This window comes from Isoptericola cucumis, from assembly GCF_014635665.1.
Classification (GTDB): Bacteria; Actinomycetota; Actinomycetes; order Actinomycetales; family Cellulomonadaceae; genus Isoptericola; species Isoptericola cucumis.
In genome coordinates, this window is the sequence record NZ_BMDG01000003.1 from 303,626 (window position 1) to 323,092 (window position 19,467).

Here is a 19,467-nt window from a genome sequence, read left to right on the forward strand (position 1 = left end):
GCGTGCGCACGGTTCCTCCGTGCCGCGCCGTCGAATCGTTTCGAGAGGCAGCCGTGCGACGACCCCACCCCGTGACCCTCGCTCTGCTGGCGCTCGCGCTCGGCGGCTTCACCATCGGCACCACCGAGTTCGCCACGATGGGCCTGCTGCCGCAGATCGGCGCCGACCTGGGCGTGAGCGACCCGGTCGCCGGGCACGCGATCACCGCCTACGCCGTCGGCGTGGTGGTGGGAGCGCCGCTGCTCACCGTCGCCGCCGCCCGCATGTCGCGCCGCCGCCTGCTGCTCGTGCTCATGGGCGCCTACACGCTGGCGAACGTGCTGTCCGCCCTCGCCCCGACGATCGAGGCGCTGGTCGCCGGCCGCTTCCTCGCCGGCCTGCCGCACGGCGCCTTCTTCGGCGTCGGCGCCGCGGTCGGCGCGGCGGTCGCCGGCCCGGGCCGGCGCGGGCACGCGGTGTCGATGATGATGACCGGGCTCACCGTCGCGAACGTGGTCGGGGTGCCGCTGTCCACGGCCGTCGGCCAGTCGCTCGGGTGGCGGGTCGCGTTCGTCGTCATGGGGCTGCTCGGCGCCGTGACGCTCCTCGGCGTCCTGCGGTTCGTGCCCGAGCACGGGCCCGTCGACTCCAGCGTGCGGAACGAGCTCGGCACCCTGCGCAACGGCCCGCTGTGGATCTCGTTCGCGGCTGGCGCGGTCGGCTTCGGCGGGCTGTTCGCCGTCTACACCTACGTGGCGCCGACCGTGACCAAGGTGTCGGGGATGACGCAGGGCGCGGTGCCGTGGGTGCTCGCCGTCTTCGGCGTCGGCATGACGGTCGGCACGCTGCTGGGCGGGCGCCTCGTGGACCGGGACGTGCTGCGGACCGTGATCGGCGGCTTCGTCGCGACCGCCGCCTCCCTCGTGGTGTTCGCGCTCGTCGGAACGATGCCGGTGCCCGCCGTCCTCGCGCTGTTCGCCCTCGGGGTCACCTCCCAGGTGCTCGGCCTGGCGATGCAGACCCGGCTGATGGACCTCTCGCCGCAGGCGCAGTCGCTCGGCGCGGCGCTGTGCCACTCCGCGCTCAACATCGGCAACGCGAGCGGGGCGTTCTTCGGCGGGCTCGTCATCGCGGCCGGGTACGGGTACCTCGCTCCCGCGTGGGTCGGGCTGGCGCTCACGCTGGTCGGCCTGGCGATGGTGCTCGCCTTCGGCCGGCAGCGAGGGGCTGTCGCGCCCTCCGGCGCGGACCGCGGAGACGGCTCCGCGGCACCGGCCGCGTCGGCCCAGGAACGTGCGGTACCGTCACGGGCGTGAGCCCCACGGTGCCCGACGAGACCCACCCCGCCGACGCCGCCGCGGCCGGACCCCGGGGGCTGACCCCCCGGGCCTACGGCACGCTCCTGACGGTGCTCGGGGCGATCGGCTTCGGAGCCTCGCTGTGGCTGTCGGTCGAGCGGTACCTCAAGCTGCTCGACCCGGAGCGCGTCACGAGCTGCAGCTTCAACCTCTTCCTGGACTGCGGCGTCGCGATGACGTCCTCGGCCGGGGCGCTGCTCGGGTTCCCCAACCCGTTCATCGGCGTGGCGGCGTTCCCCGTGGTGGTCACCGTCGGCGTGGTGCTCCTCACGGGCGCGCGGCTGCCGCGCTGGTTCCACCTGTGCCTGCTCGGCGGCACGGTCGTGGCCCAGGGCCTGATCTTCTTCCTCATGGGCTACAGCTTCTACGCCATCGTGCGGCTGTGCCCCGCCTGCATGGTCGTGTGGACGATCATGTGGCCGCTGCTGTGGTTCCAGGTCGTGCGCGCCGTGCAGGAGCGGCACCTGCCCGTCGGCGAGGGCGTGCGCCGAGCCGTCGTGGGCAACCGCGGCATCGTCCTCGTGATCGGGTACGTCGTCGCCGTCGGGTGGCTGCTGCTGGCCGTCGGCGGGGACCTGTTCCAGTCGTTCGGCCTGTAGAAACGCCTCGGGACCCCGGTCGCCGGCCGGTAGACTCCCGCGGGTGAGCACGCCCGAGAACACCACCCCCACCGCCGCCGGGCCGGAGCCCGCCCACCGCTACACGCCCGCCCTCGCGCGCGACATCGAGGAGCGGTGGCAGGACCGGTGGTCCGAGCGCGGCACGTTCCACGCCGCGAACCCGTCGGGCTCGCTCACGGACGGTGCGGGCGGCCACGCGGGCACGGGCCAGCCCTTCTTCATCATGGACATGTTCCCGTACCCCTCCGGCGCGGGCCTGCACGTCGGCCACCCGCTGGGCTACATCGCCACCGACGTGGTCGGCCGCTTCCGGATGATGTGCGGCGACAACGTCCTGCACGCCCTGGGCTACGACGCCTTCGGCCTGCCCGCCGAGCAGTACGCCGTGCAGACCGGCCAGCACCCGCGCACGACGACCGAGCAGAACATCGTCACGATGAAGCGCCAGCTGCGCCGCATGGGCCTGGCCCACGACGAGCGCCGCACGTTCGCCACGATCGACCCGGAGTACGTGCGCTGGACGCAGTGGATCTTCCTGCAGATCTTCGACTCCTGGTACGACCCGGAGCACGTGCGCCCCGACGGAGGCCGCGGCGGCGCCCGGCGCATCGCCGAGCTGGAGGCCGAGTACGCCGCGGGCACCCGCGAGGTCCCGGGCGGCGTCGCCTGGGCCGACCTGGACGCCGGCGCGCGCCGCGACGTCGTGGACGCGCAGCGGCTGGCCTACGTCGACGAGTCGCCGGTCAACTGGTGCCCCGGCCTGGGCACCGTCCTGGCCAACGAGGAGGTCACGGCCGACGGCCGCTCCGAGCGCGGCAACTACCCCGTCTTCCAGCGCAGCCTGCGCCAGTGGAAGATGCGCATCACGGCCTACGCCGACCGGCTGACGGACGACCTGGAGCTCATCGACTGGCCGGAGAAGGTCAAGTCGATGCAGCGCAACTGGATTGGCCGCTCGGTGGGCGCGAACGTGCGGTTCGACGTCGTCGGCACCGCGGAGTACGACGCCGCGGGCGCCGGCGGGCAGGTCGAGGTGTTCACCACCCGCCCCGACACGCTGTTCGGCGCGACGTTCATGGTCGTGGCCCCCGAGCACCCGCTCCTGGACGAGGTCCCCGCCGCCTGGCCCGAGGGCACCCGCGCCGCCTGGACCGGCGGCCACGCGAGCCCCGTCGAGGCCGTCGCCGCCTACCGTCGCGAGGCCGCCGCGAAGACCGCCGTCGAGCGGCAGGCCGACGCCGGCAAGAAGACCGGCGTCTTCACCGGCCACCTGGCCGTCAACCCCGCGAACGGCCAGGCGATCCCGGTGTTCACCGCCGACTACGTGCTCATGGGCTACGGCACCGGCGCGATCATGGCGGTGCCCGGCGGTGACGAGCGCGACTTCGCGTTCACCCAGGCCTTCGACCTGCCCGTGGTCCACACGGTCGAGCCCGAGGGCGGCTTCCCCGACGGCTTCAGCGGCGCCTGGACGGGCGCGGGCCGAGCGATCAACTCGGCCAACGACGAGGTCTCGCTGAACGGCCTGGGGGTCGAGGACGCCAAGGCGACGATCGTCGAGTGGCTCACCGCCACGGGCGCGGGCGAGGGCACCACGACCTACCGGCTGCGCGACTGGCTGTTCAGCCGCCAGCGCTACTGGGGCGAGCCGTTCCCGATCCTGTGGGACGCCGACGACCGACCGGTCGCCATCCCCGGCGAGCTGCTGCCCGTCGACCTGCCGGACGTGCCGGACTACTCGCCGCGCACCTTCGAGCCCGACGACAGGGACTCCTCGCCCGAGGCGCCGCTGGGCCGCAACGACGAGTGGGTGCACGTCACCCTCGACCTGGGCGACGGCCCGCAGACCTACCGCCGCGACACCAACACGATGCCCAACTGGGCCGGGTCGTGCTGGTACTACCTGCGCTACCTCGACCCGACGGACTCCACCGACGGCCCGGCCGCCGGCACCGCCGTCGTCGACCCGGAGCTCGAGCAGTACTGGATGGGGCCGAAGCACAACGCCACCTCCGGTCCCGCGGGCGGCGTGGACCTGTACGTCGGCGGCGTCGAGCACGCCGTGCTGCACCTGCTGTACGCGCGGTTCTGGCACAAGGTCCTGTTCGACCTGGGGTACGTGACCTCGCTCGAGCCGTTCGGCAAGCTGTTCAACCAGGGGTACATCCAGGCCTACGCGTTCGTCGACGACCGGGGGCAGTACGTGCCCGCGGCCGAGGTGACCGAGGAGCCCGGGGCGGACGGCGAGCCGGTGTACACCTGGAACGGCCAGGTCGTGCAGCGCGAGTACGGCAAGATGGGCAAGTCGCTGAAGAACGTCGTCACGCCCGACGAGATGTACGAGCAGTACGGCGCCGACACGTTCCGCGTCTACGAGATGTCGATGGGCCCGCTGGACCTGTCGCGCCCGTGGGAGACGCGCGCCGTCGTCGGCTCGCAGCGGTTCCTGCAGCGCCTGTGGCGCAACGTCGTGGACGAGGAGACCGGCGCCGTCACCGCGACCGACGACGAGCCGGAGGTCGCGACGCTGCGCGCCCTGCACCGCACGATCGCCGACGTGCGCGTCGAGATGGAGCACATGCGGCCGAACACGGCGATCGCGAAGCTCATCACGTACAACAACCACCTGACCGGCCTGGACCGCGTGCCGCGCGCCGCCGTCGAGCCCCTGGTGCTGATGGTCGCGCCGATCGCACCGCACGTGGCGGAGGAGCTGTGGGAGCGCCTCGGCCACGACGCGTCGCTGGCGCGCGAGCCGTTCCCGGTCGCCGACGAGCAGTACCTGGTCGAGGACACCGTGACCTGCGTCGTGCAGGTCAAGGGCAAGGTCCGCGGCCGCCTGGAGGTCGCGCCGTCGATCTCCGAGGCCGACCTGCAGGCCGCCGCGCTCGCGGAGCCGAACGTCGTCCGCGCGATCGACGGCGCCCCGGTCCGCAAGGTGATCGTGCGCGCGCCCAAGCTCGTCAACATCGTTGTCTGAGGCGGAGGTGCAGCGGAGGTCGGGGGCCGAGCGCGGCGAGGCACCCGGCCGCAGCGGAACCGCAGGCTCGGACCACCACGGGCGGAGCGTCTGAGGCGTATGTCTTCCTCCCGCATCGAGGGTGCCCTGGCCCGCAGCCGGGGCGCCTTCGGCACGCCCGCGCTCGCCCTCCTGCACCGCAAGGAGGGCCCGCTCGTCGTCGCGCTGCTGTCGCTCATCTTCACGCCGAGCCGCACCACGGTGCCCACCGAGCAGATGCACGTCGAGGTCGAGGACTTCCTGGCCGAGGCCCGGGGCGCGGGTCACGACGTCCCGGACGAGCCGGCGCGGGCCCTGTGCTCGCGCTGGGTCGCCGGCCGGTGGCTGGTGCGCTCGCTCGACGACGACGGCGCCGAGCAGTACCAGGTGAGCTCGTACGCGACCGAGGCGCTGGCGTTCGTCGACCGGACGCAGGGCGGGCGCTCGCTGGTCAGCGAGTCGCGCATCCGCACGCTCCTGGTGGCCCTCGAGGGCCTGGCCCGCGACGCCCGGCCCGACCGGGAGTCCCAGCAGGCGGCCCTGCGAGAGCAGGTCGCGCGCGCGCAGGACGAGATCGCCCGGGCGGAGGCAGAGCTGGCGCGTCTCGAGGAGGGCGGCCCGGTGGCCGAGGTGCCGGCGGACCGTCTCGTCGAGCAGTTCGACAACGTGGCCTCCCTGGTGCGCGAGCTGCCCGCGGACTTCGCCCGCGTCGCCGAGTCGATCGCGGAGCTGCAGCGCACCATCGTCACGGGCCTGCGCCAGGACGAGCGGGCCACGGGCGAGGTGCTCGGCGACTACCTCGACGCGTCGGACACCCTCATGCGACGCACCCCCGAGGGCCGGGCGTTCTCGGGCGCGATGGAGCTGCTGCGCGACCCGTTGCTCCTGGAGCAGGTGGACGACCGGGTGCGGGCCGTCCTCGCGCACCCGTTCGCCGAGGGTCTGCCGGCCGAGCGCCGGGAGTCGGTGCGTGCCCTGTACGGCCAGCTGCTGTCGGCCGTCGACGCGGTCCTCGACGCGCAGGCCCGGGCGTCGCGGACCATCACGCAGCAGCTCAAGGTGCACAACCCGCTGCGCGACCGCGAGCTCGACGCCGCGCTGCGCGAGGCGACGGCCGCGATGGCGGACTGGTTCCCCACCTCCGGCCGGAGCTCGCGGGTCGAGCCGTTGCGCTGGTTCGAGCGGGCACGGCTCGGGCGGTTCCGCGCCCAGCTGCACGACCTGCGGCCCGACACCCCGCCGGAGACGCTGGCCGACGCCGACCCCGGCTTCGACGACGCGCCCGGCGAGGCGATGGCGGCGCTGCTCGGCATGGGCGGCCCGCGCTACGCCGAGACCGCCGCGCACGCCGCGCGCGTGCTGCGCGACGGCCCCGCGACCGCGGACGAGGCCTTCGCGGCCGCACCGCCCGAGCTGCGCCGCCCGGTGGAGCTGCTCGGGTACCTGGAGCTCGCCGCGCCGGGCGCGCTCGACGACGCCTTCGCGGACGGCGACGTGCCCGCAGCCGGCCTGCGGCGCGTGACGACCGTGCGTGCCGACGGCAGCACGCGCGACCTCGTGCTGCCACAGGTGCCGATCGCCGTGCCCGGCTCCGGCGACCCCGAGGACGACCCCGAGCACGAGGAGAAGGACGCATGACCGACGTGGCCGACACCGAGGCTCCCGAGGCTCCCGACACCGGGGCGTCGGAGGACCCCGGCCTCTCCGGGGCGGACGGATCCTTCGTCGCGCCGTCGGCGATGGAGGACGACGTCGAGGCGCTGTTCGCGGGCGACACCGGGGTGCTGCCGTACGCCGCGCGACGGGCGCTGGCGCTCGTGCTGCAGCGTCGCTACCTGTCGGCGGCCGGCCACCCGACGGAGTGGAAGGCCCTGCTCGCCCACCAGGGAGTGCTGGCCTCGCGCTGCCACGACATGTTCGTCGAGCTGGTGGTCGACCGCGACTACGAGATCGCCTACAAGCGCCAGGTCCGCTCCGACGGGCTGAGCATCCCCGTACTGCTCAAGGACGAGCCCTACCGGCGGGTCGAGACGCTGCTCATGCTGTTCGCCCGCAACCGGTTCCGGCAGGAGCAGGGCGCCGGCGAACGGGCGGCGTACGTGGACGCGGAGGAGCTGGTCACCTACGCGCTGGGCTTTCTCGCCCAGGACGAGACGAACCTCGCCGGCCGCCGCCGGGAGATCGACAACGCCGTCGCGGCGCTGGTGCGCGAGCACGTGCTGGACGAGGTCGCGGCGGGGCGCTACCGCGTCCAGCCGGTCGTCGAGGTGCTGCTGCCCGTGGAGCGGCTGCGCGAGCTGTCCGCGTGGTTGCGCTCGCCGTCGGCGACCGAGCCGGCCGAGCAGACCGAGCCCGACGGGCCTGCGGAGCCCGCCGAGACGACCGACGTCGTGGACGAGGACGAGGAGGCCCGGGCGTGACGCTCACCGGCGACATCACCAGCGGCATCACCAGCGGCATCACCAGCGACGCGGTCGAGCAGGCCCCTGCACCCCGGATGCAGCAGTCGCTGTTCGGCCTCATCCCGTCGGCGTCCGACGGGCGGCAGTGGGTGGCGCGCTCGGTGCAGCTGGTCAACTGGGGCGGCTACCACGGCCACCACGAGATCCGCCTGGCCGGCACCACGACGCTGCTCACCGGGGCGTCCGGCTCGGGCAAGTCCACGCTGCTGGACGCGTACATCGCCCTGATGATGAGCCACACGACGCCGTTCAACGGCGCGTCCAACGGCGCCACGAGCGGGCGGGCGCGCGGCCAGGAGCAGCGCAACGTCGTGTCGTACGCCCGCGGCAAGCTCGACGAGCAGCGCAGCGGCGGGGCGGCGACGGCGAAGGACCGGGTGCTGCGGGGGGAGTCCTCGGACACCTGGTCGGCGATCGCGATGACCTGGTCGTCGCAGGCGGGCGAGCGGCTCACCGCGCTGCGCGCGTGGTACGTCCCGCGCGGTGCGACGCGCACCGACGAGACGACGGCCGTGCGCGCCGTCGTCGACGCGGACTTCGACGCCCGCGGGCTGGAGCCGCTCGCCGCGCAGCGCTTCGCCCGGGCCGGGCTCGCGGCCGCCGGCCTCACCACGTTCGACACCGACAAGGCGTTCGCGACGCGGCTGCACGCCGCGCTCGGCATCGGCGCCGCCGGCGACGGGGACACCGCGATGCAGCTGCTGGGCCGCATCCAGGCGGGCCAGCAGATCACCACGGTCGACTCCCTGTACAAGGCCATGGTGCTGGAGGAGCCCGAGACGGTGCGCGTCGCCGCCCGTGCCGTCGCCCACTTCGACGAGCTCAGCGAGGTCCGCCACGAGATGGACCGCGCCCAGCGGCAGGTGGACGTGCTGCGCCCCATGCTGACCCACCGCCAGGCGATCGACGACGCCGTCGCCGCGCGCCGCGTCGTCGACGGCCTCGGGGTGGAGGGCCCGCCGGACGCGGGCGACGACGCCCCCACGCCCTTCACGGCGTGGCGCGACCGCACCCAGCTCGAGCTGCTGCGGGACGCCGAGACGGAGAACCGGAACCAGCACCGGACGGCGGCCGAGCGGGTCGCCGTCGCCGAGCAGCGCATCACCGCCGCGGAGACCGAGCTGGACCAGGTGCGCGCCGACCAGCGCAAGAACGGCGGCGACGCCATCGAGGCGGCCGAGCGGGACGTCCGGGAGGCCGAGCGCGTGCTCGCCGACGCGCGGCGGGCACGGGCGGAGCTCGAGGGCCAGCTCGCCCCGCTCGAGCGGGAGGTCTCCTCCCGCCGCGACCTGGACGCCCTGCACGCCGACGCCCGCCGCTACCGCGAGGCCCGTGACGGGCACACGGACGCGCTGTCCGAGGCGGTGCTGGAGGCCAGCCGCCGCGAGAAGGCGGCCGGCGAGGCGCTGGCGGAGCTCGAGCGGGAGGCGGCCTCGCTGCGCGACCGGCGAGGGAACGTGCCCCGGGAGCTGCACGAGGCGCGCGTCGCGCTCGCGCGGGCCGCCGGCCTGCGCGCCGAGGACGTGCCGTTCGTCGCGGAGCTGCTCGAGGTGCGCGGCGAGTACGAGCCGTGGCGGGAGGCGATCGGGCTCGCCCTGGGCGGCTTCGCGCTGACCCTGCTCGTCGACGAGGAGCGGCTGGTGGGCTTCCGGGCTGCGATCGACGCCGTGCCGTCGGCGGTGCGCGTGCGGTTCGAGGGCGTGCCCACCGGGCTCGCGCTGCACGAGGAGACCGACCGCTCGCTCCTGCCGGGACGGCTGGAGATCAAGGCCGGGCCGTTCGGCGGCTGGCTGGCGGGCCGGCTCGCCGAACGCTTCCGGCACGTCTGCGTCGACGACCCGGCCGAGCTCGCCGACCACGACCTGGCGCTCACCCGGTCCGGGCAGACCTCCGAGGGCCGGCGCGGCGCGCACGGCGGCCAGGGGCGGGCGTCGGTGCTGGGCTTCAGCAACCACCGGCGCCTCGAGGGGCTCGCCGCGGACGTCGAGCAGGCGCGCCAGGAGCTGCGGCTCGCGGCCGAGGCGCTGGCGGGCGCGCGGCTGCGGCAGAAGGGCGAGGCCGACCACTTCGTCGCCTACAGCCAGGCGCTGCGGGTCGAGTGGGACGACGTCGACGTGGCGGGAGCCGAGGAGCGGCTCGTGGAGCGGCGCGAGCGGCTGGCCGCGCTCGTCGCGGGTTCCGACGTGCTGCGCGCCCTCAAGGACGACGAGGACGCGCTGCGGGCCCGCCTCACGGAGCTGTACCGCGAGCGCGCCGACGGGCAGAACCGGGTGACCGAGCTCGCCGTCGCGTGGAAGCAGATCAGCGACCAGGTGGACCAGGTCGCCGACGCCGTCGAGCGTGCCGACGCGGACGACGTCCGCCCGACGCCCGAGCAGGCGCAACGCCTGACGGCGCTCATGGCCCAGGTGGGCTGGTCGGGCGCGACGGGGGCGCAGGGCGGCGGCGGGCTCGCCGACCTCACCACCGCGGTGGGCGCCGTCGTGCGGGAGCTGCGGCACGAGCGGGAAGCCGCGGACGACGCCGAGCGCGCGGCCCGCGCCGCCCTGCAGGCGCTGTTCGAGCGCTTCAACGACACCTGGCCCGACCCGAACCGCAGCGCCGACCCCGACGGTGCGTACGAGGACTTCCTGCGGATCTTCTCCGAGCTCGAGTACGCGCAGCTCTACCGGCTGCGGGACAAGTGGTCGGCACACCTACGCCAGATGTCCGGCGACCAGCTCACGCGCCTGAACAACGGCATCGCGCAGGCGGTCGCGGAGATCCGTGACCGGATGGAGCCGGTCAACGCGATCCTCGCGACCCTGCCCTTCCGCGACGAGCACCACCGGCTGCGCATCACGGCCACGCCCACGGAGGGGCAGGACGTCGCGTCCTTCCGCCGTCAGCTGCGCGAGTTCGCGACCGTGCCGTCGGGCGACGTGCCCCTCGCGGAGCACGAGCGCCGCTACGCCCGCATGTCGCGCCTGGTCGACCGCATCCGCCCGGACAGCCCGGAGCACCGCCGGCTGGTGGACGTGCGCGACCACGTGCGCATCAGCGCGGAGTGCGTCGACCTGGACGGCAACCACGTCAGCGTCTACGACCACATCGCCGGCAAGTCCGGCGGGGAGTCGCAGGAGCTGGTCGCCTTCATCGTCGGCGCCGCGCTGCGCTACCAGCTCGGCGACGCCGGGGCCGAGCGCCCCCGCTACGCGCCCGTCTTCCTCGACGAGGCCTTCATCAAGGCGGACGCGAGGTTCGCCGGGCGCGCCGTCGGCGCGTGGCGCGGGCTGGGGTTCCAGCTGATCGTCGGCGCGCCGCTGGACAAGGTGAGCGCGCTGGAGCCGCACGCGGACGTCGTGCTGCAGGCGATCAAGGACGCGTCCGGCAGGACGCGGCTGGTGACGCTCGTGGGGGAGTGACGGCCCCCGGCGGCGCGGCGGGCGTCTGTGTACTGTCGTGACGTGACCGAGACCACGCCGCTGATCACCAGCCCCGAGCACTCCGTGGAAGGTTTCGTCCGGGAGTTCCTGCGCGAGCTGAACTTCACGCAGGGCACGGTGCTGGAACGCGCCACGACGAACGACGCCTACCTCGCGCTGGCCCGCACGGTGCGGCACTACCTGATGTCGCGGTGGATCGAGACCACGGTGGACCACTACCGCGCGCAGCCCAAGGCGGTGGCGTACCTGTCGGCCGAGTACCTGCTGGGCCGGCAGCTCGACAACGCGCTCCTGGCGGCCGACCTGGAGGAGATCGCCGCGGAGGGGCTCGCCAGCCTCGGCCTGGACCTCGCCGAGCTGCGCGACGCGGAGGTGGAGCCGGGGCTCGGCAACGGGGGCCTCGGGCGGCTCGCCGCGTGCTTCGTGGACTCGCTGGCCACGATGAGCGTGCCCGCCATCGGCTACGGCATCCGGTACGAGTACGGCATCTTCCGCCAGCGGTTCGCGGGCGGGCGGCAGGTCGAGGAGCCGGACACGTGGCTCGCCGGGGGAGCGCCGTGGGAGTTCGCGCACCCCGAGCACGCGGTGACGGTGGGCTTCGGCGGGCACACGGAGAAGTACACCGGCGACGACGGCGTCGAGCGCTCCCGCTGGGTGCCGGGCTGGCAGGTGCTCGGCGTCCCGTACAACTACATGGTGCCCGGCTACCGCAACGGCCGGGTCAACACGCTGCGGCTGTGGAGCGCGCGGGCCACGCACGCCTTCGACCTGCAGATCTTCAACGAGGGCGACTACGTGGACGCCGTCCGGTCGCGGACGTTCGCCGAGAACATCTCCAAGGTGCTCTACCCGGAGGACTCGACGCCGCAGGGCAAGGAGCTGCGCCTGCAGCAGCAGTACTTCTTCGTCGCCTGCTCGATCCGCGACTTCGTCGACCAGCTGCTGCCGGCGGGCTTCGACCTGCGCCGCCTGCCCGAGCGGATCGTCTTCCAGCTCAACGACACCCACCCCGTCGTCGCGATCCCCGAGCTGATGCGCGTGCTCGTCGACGACGAGGGCTTCGGCTGGGACGAGGCGTGGGACGTCACGCGGCGCTGCTTCGCCTACACCTGTCACACGCTGCTGCCGGAGGCCCTCGAGGTCTGGTCGGTCGAGCTGATGGGCCGGCTGCTGCCGCGGCACCTGGAGATCATCTACCGCATCAACGAGGAGTTCCTCGCGCAGGTGCGGGAGCGCTCGGGCGGCGACGAGCTGCTGGTGCGGCGGATGTCGATCATCGCCGAGCATCCGCAGCGTGCCGTGCGGATGGCGTTCCTCGCCACCGTGGCGGCCACCAGGGTCAACGGCGTCGCCGAGCTGCACTCCCAGCTGCTGCGCGACAAGGTGCTGGCCGACTTCGCGCAGCTCTGGCCGGAGAAGTTCACCAACGTGACCAACGGCGTCACGCCGCGGCGCTTCGTCCGGCTCGCCAACCCCGGGCTGTCCGGGCTGATCACCGAGGCGATCGGCGACGGCTGGGTCACCGACCTCGACCGGCTGCGCGAGCTGGAGCCGCTCGCCGACGACGCGGAGTTCCGGCGCCGCTTCCGCGAGGTCAAGGCCGCGAACAAGGGCCGGCTCGTGGACGTGCTGCGCCGCCGGGACGGTATCGAGGTCGACCCGGGCACGATGCTCGACGTCATGGTCAAGCGCCTGCACGAGTACAAGCGCCAGCTGCTCAAGCTGCTGCACGTCGTGACGCTGTACGACCGGATCACCGCGGGCGAGGTGAGCGTGGACGACGTCCCGGCGCGCACCGTCGTCTTCGGCGCCAAGGCCGCGCCGGGCTACGTGATGGCGAAGGAGATCATCGCGCTGATCAACCACGTGGGCGCCGTCGTCAACGCGCACCCGGACGTCTCGACCGTGCTGCGGGTGGCGTTCCCCGCGAACTACGACGTCACCGTCGCCGAGACGCTGATCCCGGCCGCCGACCTCTCCGAGCAGATCTCGCTCGCCGGCAAGGAGGCGTCGGGCACCGGGAACATGAAGTTCGCGCTCAACGGCGCGCTCACCATCGGCACCGACGACGGCGCGAACGTGGAGATCCGCCGGCTCGTGGGCGACGACAACTTCTTCCTGTTCGGGCTCACCGAGCCGGAGGCCAGCGCGATCGCGGAGGCCGGCTACCGGCCGTCGTCGTACTACGAGGAGAACCCGGGCCTGCGCCGAGCGCTGGACCTCGTCGCGTCGGGGGCGTTCTCCGACGGCGACCGCGGGGCCTTCGAGCCGGTCGTGGCGAACCTGCTGGCGGAGGACCGGTTCATGGTGCTCGCCGACTACCAGGCGTACCTCGACGCGCAGGCGCGCGTGGAGGCGGCCTACGCCGACCCGGACGCGTGGAGCCGGTCGGCCGTGCTCAACGTCGCACGCTCCGGGTTCTTCTCCTCGGACCGCTCGATGCGCGACTACCTCGACCGCGTCTGGCACGCCCGCCCCCTGCCGGGCTGACCCCCGGCGGCGTGGGGCGCGCGAGGCGCTCACCGTCCCGCGCGACCGGGGACCGACGGTGCTCGACGGCACGGGCCGGGCACTAGACTCCTGGCCTCATGTCCCGACCGACTCCCACGGTCCGTGTCGTCACCGACTCGACCGCCTGCCTGCCCGACGGGGCCGCCGACGACGGCGGCCCCGTCGTCGTGCCGCTGCGGGTGCTGGCCGGGGAGCGCTCCTGGCGCGAGGGGGTGGACATCGCCCCGCCCGAGGTGGCCGCGCGCATCGGCGCCGGGGAGCGCCTGACGACGTCGCAGCCGCCGGGCGAGGACTTCGCCGCCGTCTTCCGCGAGCTGGCGTCCGACGGCGCCCGGGCGGTGGTGGCGGTGCACCTGTCGGGCGGGATGTCCGGGACGGCGGACGCGGCGGCGCGGGCCGGGCAGCGCGCGATGCTCCCGGTGCGGGTGGTCGACTCGCGGACCGTCGCGATGGCGCTCGGGTTCGCCGCGCTGGAGGCCGCACGGTGCGCCGCGGAAGGTCACGACGCCGCCCACGTCGCCGCGCGGGCGCAGCAGGTGGCGGCCGCCAGCGAGACCGTGTTCCTCGTCGAGTCGCTGGATCACCTGCGCCGGGGCGGGCGGCTGTCCGGCCCGGCGGCCGTGCTGGGCGGCGCGCTGGGCGTGCGTCCCATCCTCGCGGTGCGCGACGGGGGCATCGAGCTGGTGCAGCGGGTGCGCACCCGCCGCGCGGCGACCGACCGGCTGATCGACCTGGCGGTGCGGCGTGCGGCACGGTGCGACGCTCCCGGTGTCGCGGTGCACCACCTGGGCGCGCCCGAGCGGGCGGCCGAGGTCGCCGAGCGGCTGCAGGAGCGCACCGGCACGACGCCCGTCGTGACGCCGGTGAGCGCGGTGCTGGGCGCGCACGCCGGGCCCGGGGCGCTCGCCGTCGTGGTCGCCGACCTCGGCAACCACGGGCACGACGAACCCCCTTTGTAGGGACCTGGCAGCTCGGGCGCCGAGGCTGTCCCCAGGTGGCGCCGTCCACATGGTCGGGCCGGCGGCCCCTGGCGGCGCGGGGACGTCCCTAGCGTCGTCGCGTGACCTCGATGGAACGGCTCGACGACCTCACGGGGCGGGGCCCTGCCGGCAGCCCGGCCGACACCACTGCCGACGGCCCGGAAGCCCGTCCGCCCGGCGGGCTCCCCGACGACCTCGCCGCGGCGACGGCGCGGCTGCACGCCTGGCACGCGGTGGCCGACGGCCCGCCCGGGGCCGACGTCGCGGGCCGTCCGGGTCCGGACCACCCCGGTCCCGAGGGCCCGGACCCGGACGGTCCGCAGGGCCCGGGCCCGGGCGAGCTGGCCGACCGGCTGCGGGCCCGCCGGGCTGCCGGACGGTCGGCGAGGCACGTCGCGGCGGCGTACGCCGCCACGCACGGCCACCCGCTGGACGAGGGCGACGACGCCTCGGGGCGTCGTCGCTGGGGCCTGGGCCTCCGGACGGCGGTGGTCGCGTCGGTCGTCGTGCTCGTGCTCGCCCTCGGGGTGTCGGTGGTCGCGTTCCTCCAGCCGGACGACGTGGTCACGCTGGCCGGCGCCGAGCGCCAGCCCGCGGGTGCGGCGTCGACCGAGCCGTCTGCGGAGGCCGACGGCCCCGACGACGCCGGCGCCACGGTGCCTGCCGGGGGCGACGCGGCTGCCGCCGCAGACGACCCGGCCGCCACGCCCGCCGGCGTCTCCGCGGACGCGCCCCGGGCCGTGGTGCACGTCGTCGGCGAGGTGCGCGAGCCGGGGCTGGTGACCGTGCCGGCGGACGCGCGGGTCGCGGACGCCGTGCAGGCGGCCGGCGGGGCGACGCGCCAGGCGGACACGTCCGCGGTGAACCTGGCACGGGCCGTGGTCGACGGCGAGCAGATCATCGTCCCGGCACCGGGCCAGGCGCCGCCCGCACCGGCTGCGGGCGAGGACGGGGCCTCTCCGGGCGGTGCGGCCCCCGGCCCCGGCGGCGTGATCGACCTCAACGCGGCGGCGGCGTCCGACCTCGACGCGCTCCCCGGCATCGGCCCCGTCCTCGCCGAGCGCGTGGTCGCCTGGCGCGACGAGAACGGGCCGTTCACCAGCGTGGACGAGCTGGAGGAGGTGTCCGGGATCGGGCCGTCCGTGCTCGAGCAGGTGCGCGACCTGGTCCGGGTGTGAGTACCCCGGGCGTCGACCTGCGCCTGGTCCCGTCGGTGCTGGCGGCCGCCGTGACGGCCTGGCTGGTGACCGGACCGGCACGGGCGGTCGCGCCGGTCGCGGCCCTGGTGGGCGTCGCGGTGCTCGTCGTGCTGGGCGCGCTGGCGCTGGCGTACGGACGGAGCCGCGCCCGGGACACCGCCGGCACCGGGGCGCCGGGGCCGGGCGTCGTCGCCCACGCGCTGCTGGCGGCGGTGTGCGTCGTCGCGGTGTGCGCCGGGGCCGCCGTGCAGACGGACCGGCAGGCACCGCTCGCGGAGGCCGCCTCGGACGGCGCCCTCGCACACCTGACGGGCCGGGTCGTCTCCGAACCGCGACCGGCGGTCTTCGGCGGCGGGCGGCGGTGGGTGCTCGCCGTCGGCAGCGTGACGGTGCGCGGCGCCACCGCCGGCACGACCGGTCAGGTCGAGGTCACGGCCACCGGGCCGGCGCCGCGCTTCGGGGCCGTCGTCGAGGTCAGCGGCGTGCTGCGGGCGGCGCCGTCCGGGGACGGCGTCCTGGCGCGCACGACCTCCGGGCCGGTGGCCGAGCGGGAGTCGCCCGGCGCCCTGCTGCGGGGGACGCACGTGCTGCGCGCGGCCCTGCTGGACGTCACCGAGCCCCTGTCGCCGCAGGCACGGGGCCTCGTGCCCGGGGTCGCGGTCGGCGACACGTCACGACTGCCGCCCGACCTCGACGAGGCCATGCGCACCACGAGCCTCACGCACGTCACGGCCGTCTCGGGCGGGCACTTCGCGATCGTCGTGGCGACGCTCACCGCGCTGTGCGCCCTGCTGCGCGCGCCGCGGTGGGTGCGCGTGGTCGCCGTCGGTGCGGTGGCGCTCGGCTTCGTCGCCCTGGTGCGCCCCGAGCCCAGCGTGCTGCGCGCGGCGTGGACGTGCGCCTTCGCGCTGCTGGGCCTCGCGCTCGGCCGGCCCTCCGCGGGCCTGCCGGCGCTCGCGGGCGCGGCGACGGTGCTGCTCGTCGTCGACCCGTGGCTCGCGCGGTCGTACGGATTCGTGCTGTCGTGCGCGGCGACGGCGGGGCTGGTGCTGCTGGCGGGCCCGCTCGCCCGCCGGCTCACCCCGTGGACCGGTCGTCCGCTGGCCTTCGGCCTCGCCGTCCCGTGGGCGGCGCAGGCGGCGTGCGGGCCGGTCCTGGTGCTCCTCGACCCCCGGGTGCCGCTCACGTCCGTGCCCGCGAACCTGCTGGCCGCGCCGGCGCTCGTCCCCGCGACCGTCCTCGGGCTGGTCGCGACCCTGCTCGCGCCCTGGTTCCCCGGCGCCGCGCACGCGGTCGCGTGGCTGGCCGGCGTCGGGACGGCGTGGATCGCGGCCGTCGCGCGCGGCTTCGCCGGGCTCCCCGGCGCCGCTCTGCCGTGGCCCGGCGGTGTCGGCGGTGCCCTCGCGCTCGGGCTGGTCACCGCGGCCCTGCTCGCCGTGGTGCTGCGCCGGTCACCGCGCCACGGGTGGCCCCGGGCCTGGCGCGAGGGCCTGCCCCGGGCCCTGCGGCGGGCGCGGCGCTCGGTGCGACGGCGCAGGACGGCCGCGCTGGTCGCGGGCCTCGGTGCGGCGGCACTCGGCGTCGTGATCGTCGCGGTCCCACGGCTGGCCGCGCTGCCGGGTGCCGCGGTGCCGGCGGACTGGCAGGTGGCGGCCTGCGACGTCGGGCAGGGCGACGCGCTCGTCGTGCGCACCGGGACGGCGTCCGCCGTGGTCGTCGACGCCGGACCCGACGGCGCCGCCGCCGGTCGTTGCCTGGACCGGCTCGGTGTGACGAGGGTCGACCTGCTGGTCCTCAGCCACTTCCACGCCGACCACGTCGGCGGGCTCGCCGCCGTCCTGGACGGTCGCGAGGTCGCCGCGGCGCTCGTCTCGCCGCTGGACGCGCCCGAGGAGCAGGCGGCCCGCGTGCGGGCTCAGCTCGCCGACGCGGCCGTGCCGGTGCGCACGGCGGCGGCCGGGGACCACGGCGCCCCCGGCGACGCGCGCTGGCGGGTGCTCGGTGCGGCGGGCCCGGCCCCGGCGTCTGGTGGCTCGAGCCCGGAGGGAGACGGTGCGAACGACGCGAGCGTGGCCCTGGCGCTGACCACCGCGAGCGGGCTGGACGTCGTCGCGCTGGGCGACCTCGAGGAGCCCGGCCAGGAGGCGCTGCGCCGCGCCCTGCAGCAGGGCCGGGCGGCGGCCGGCGTGGACGTCGTGAAGATGGCGCACCACGGGTCGCGCTCCCAGTCGAGCGGGCTGGCGGGGTGGCTGGCGCCGCGCGTGACGCTGGTGAGCGTCGGCGCGGACAACACGTACGGGCACCCGACCGACGCGGCGCTCGGGCTGTACGAGGCCACCGGGTCCGCGGTGGTGCGCACGGACGAGTGCGGGACCGCGGTGCTCGTGGAGCGGGACGGCGCCCTCGCGCTGGCCTGCGTGTGAACCGTCGGTCGCCGGTCGGGTCCGGGCGTGTCCGCGGCACGTGGCAGGCTGGGCCCGTGCCACCCGCGTCGTCCACCCGCAGCCCCCGTTCCGCCCGCCGCGGCTCCAAGCCCGCCGCGAACAGCAGGTCGTGGGACGAGCCCGTCCTCGCGCCCGTGATCCTGGTGCGCGGCCCCGAGGGCCTGCTCGCGGAGCGGGCCGTCGACGGGGTGGTCGGCCTCGCGCGGGAACGGGACCCGGAGGTGGAGAAGTCCGAGCTCGACGGCGGCACGTACGCGGGCGGCCAGCTCGCGGTGGCAGCAAGCCCGTCGCTGTTCGGCGAGTCCTCGGTCGTCGTCGTGCGCGGCGCCGAGGCGGCCACCGAGGACCTCGTGGCCGACGTCGTGTCCTACGTCGCCGCACCCGACCCCGAGACCGTCGTGATCGTGGTGCACGGGGGAGGCCAGCGCGGCAAGAAGATGCTCGACGCGATCGTCGCCGGCGGCGCCCCCGTCCTCGAGTGCGACGCGATCACCAAGGACGCGGAGAAGGTGCAGTTCGTCGGCGGCGAGTTCCGGGCGGCCCGGCGCCGCGCGGAGCCCGCGGCCGTCCGTTCCCTCGTCGACGCGCTCGGCAACGACCTGCGGGAGCTGGCGTCCGCGTGCGCGCAGCTCGTCGCCGACACGTCGGGCACGATCAGCGAGGCGGTGGTCGACCGCTACTACGGCGGCCGCGTGGAGGCCACGGGGTTCAAGGTGGCCGACGCGGCGGTCGCCGGAGACGCCGGGGGAGCGGTCGCGCTGCTGCGGCACGCGCTGGCCACCGGCGCCGACCCGGTGCCGATCGTCGCGGCCCTGGCGCTGCGCCTGCGCACGCTCGCGCGGGTCGCCGCCATCCGCGGCGGCGCGGCCACCGCACGCGAGCTCGGGCTGCAGGACTGGCAGGTCCGCAACGCCCAGCGCGACCTGTCGCGGTGGACCCCGGAGGGCCTGGCCGCGGCGATCGGCGCGGTCGCGCAGGCCGACGCCGACGTCAAGGGCGGCGGCCGCGACCCGGTGTACGCCGTGGAGAAGGCGGTGCTCGCCATCGCCCGCTCGCGGCGCTGACGTCGGTCGACCGGCCTGCGACGCCGCTCGCGGGGGCCGGTCGGCCGAGGGCGCTCAGCCGGTCCCGCCCAGGAAAGGGCGAAGGGCGCCGCACCCGACGGGTGCGGCGCCCTTCGCGGCGTGCGCGCGTGGATCAGAGCGCGTCGACGGCCTTGGCGATCGAGGACTTGCGGTTCGCGGCCTGGTTGGCGTGGATGACGCCCTTCGAGACGGCCTTGTCGAGCTTGCGGGACGCGGCCTGCAGCGCGGTGGTCGCGGCCTCCTTGTCGCCCGCGGCGACGGCCTTGCGCACGTTGCGCACGTACGTCTTCAGCTCCGACTTGACGGCCCGGTTGCGCAGGCGCGCCTTCTCGTTCGTCTGGATGCGCTTGATCTGAGACTTGATGTTTGCCACTGGTGGACTTCCTGGTGTGTTCGCCTGCTGGCG

General features: G+C 75.4%; 12 protein-coding genes. 11 read left to right on the top strand and 1 reads right to left on the bottom strand.

Annotated elements, in window-relative coordinates:
* Positions 1-71: 71 nt before the first annotated feature.
* From IEW03_RS05655 to holA, 11 genes are all read left to right on the top strand, one after another.
* On the top strand, positions 72-1,295 hold the full coding sequence (locus IEW03_RS05655; RefSeq protein WP_229737570.1) for an MFS transporter: 1,224 nt from the start codon (positions 72-74) through the stop codon (positions 1,293-1,295).
* Positions 1,292-1,936: a vitamin K epoxide reductase family protein gene (locus IEW03_RS05660; protein ID WP_188522669.1), complete on the top strand. Its 645-nt coding sequence runs from the start codon at positions 1,292-1,294 to the stop codon at positions 1,934-1,936. The genes IEW03_RS05655 and IEW03_RS05660 overlap by 4 nt, the downstream gene beginning before the upstream one ends.
* A 43-nt stretch (positions 1,937-1,979) precedes the next feature.
* Positions 1,980-4,937: a leucine--tRNA ligase gene (leuS, locus tag IEW03_RS05665; RefSeq protein WP_188522670.1), complete on the top strand. Its 2,958-nt coding sequence runs from the start codon at positions 1,980-1,982 to the stop codon at positions 4,935-4,937.
* Positions 4,938-5,036: 99 nt separating this feature from the next.
* Entirely contained in the window at positions 5,037-6,593 is a 1,557-nt protein-coding gene (locus IEW03_RS05670) for a DUF3375 domain-containing protein (RefSeq protein ID WP_188522671.1), read from the top strand.
* The gene (locus IEW03_RS05675; RefSeq protein WP_188522672.1) at positions 6,590-7,375 is read left to right on the top strand and encodes a DUF4194 domain-containing protein; all 786 of its coding nucleotides are present in this window, start codon (positions 6,590-6,592) and stop codon (positions 7,373-7,375) included. The genes IEW03_RS05670 and IEW03_RS05675 overlap by 4 nt, the downstream gene beginning before the upstream one ends.
* A complete protein-coding gene (locus IEW03_RS05680) occupies positions 7,372-10,821 on the top strand; it encodes an ATP-binding protein (protein ID WP_308808199.1) in 3,450 nt (1,149 codons plus the stop codon). Before IEW03_RS05675 ends, IEW03_RS05680 begins: the two co-directional genes overlap by 4 nt.
* Positions 10,822-10,863: 42 nt before the next feature.
* The gene (locus IEW03_RS05685) at positions 10,864-13,332 is read left to right on the top strand and encodes a glycogen/starch/alpha-glucan phosphorylase (protein WP_188522673.1); all 2,469 of its coding nucleotides are present in this window, start codon (positions 10,864-10,866) and stop codon (positions 13,330-13,332) included.
* A gap of 98 nt (positions 13,333-13,430) precedes the next feature.
* Positions 13,431-14,312 carry a DegV family protein gene (locus tag IEW03_RS05690; RefSeq protein WP_188522674.1) on the top strand — a complete coding sequence of 294 codons (882 nt, stop codon included), beginning with the start codon at positions 13,431-13,433 and terminating at the stop codon, positions 14,310-14,312.
* Between the two features lie 110 nt (positions 14,313-14,422).
* Positions 14,423-15,511 carry a ComEA family DNA-binding protein gene (locus tag IEW03_RS05695; protein ID WP_188522801.1) on the top strand — a complete coding sequence of 363 codons (1,089 nt, stop codon included), beginning with the start codon at positions 14,423-14,425 and terminating at the stop codon, positions 15,509-15,511.
* Positions 15,508-17,955, top strand: a complete 2,448-nt coding sequence (locus IEW03_RS05700; RefSeq protein WP_229737580.1) for a ComEC/Rec2 family competence protein — start codon at positions 15,508-15,510, stop codon at positions 17,953-17,955. Before IEW03_RS05695 ends, IEW03_RS05700 begins: the two co-directional genes overlap by 4 nt.
* Positions 17,956-18,011: 56 nt before the next feature.
* Positions 18,012-19,040: a DNA polymerase III subunit delta gene (holA, locus tag IEW03_RS05705; protein ID WP_188522675.1), complete on the top strand. Its 1,029-nt coding sequence runs from the start codon at positions 18,012-18,014 to the stop codon at positions 19,038-19,040.
* A 133-nt stretch (positions 19,041-19,173) separates the two neighbouring features.
* Here the strand turns inward: holA and rpsT are convergent, their stop codons facing one another.
* Positions 19,174-19,434, bottom strand: a complete 261-nt coding sequence (rpsT, locus tag IEW03_RS05710; protein WP_188522676.1) for a 30S ribosomal protein S20 — start codon at positions 19,432-19,434, stop codon at positions 19,174-19,176.
* Between the last annotated feature and the right edge of the window lie 33 nt (positions 19,435-19,467).

Excerpts from the sequence above, each read along its gene's own strand:
- IEW03_RS05670 (WP_188522671.1), top strand. The coding sequence starts at position 5,037 with ATGTCTTCCTCCCGCATCGAGGGTGCCCTGGCCCGCAGCCGGGGCGCC.
- IEW03_RS05675 (WP_188522672.1), top strand. The coding sequence starts at position 6,590 with ATGACCGACGTGGCCGACACCGAGGCTCCCGAGGCTCCCGACACCGGG.
- IEW03_RS05690 (WP_188522674.1), top strand. The coding sequence starts at position 13,431 with ATGTCCCGACCGACTCCCACGGTCCGTGTCGTCACCGACTCGACCGCC.
- IEW03_RS05695 (WP_188522801.1), top strand. The coding sequence starts at position 14,423 with ATGGAACGGCTCGACGACCTCACGGGGCGGGGCCCTGCCGGCAGCCCG.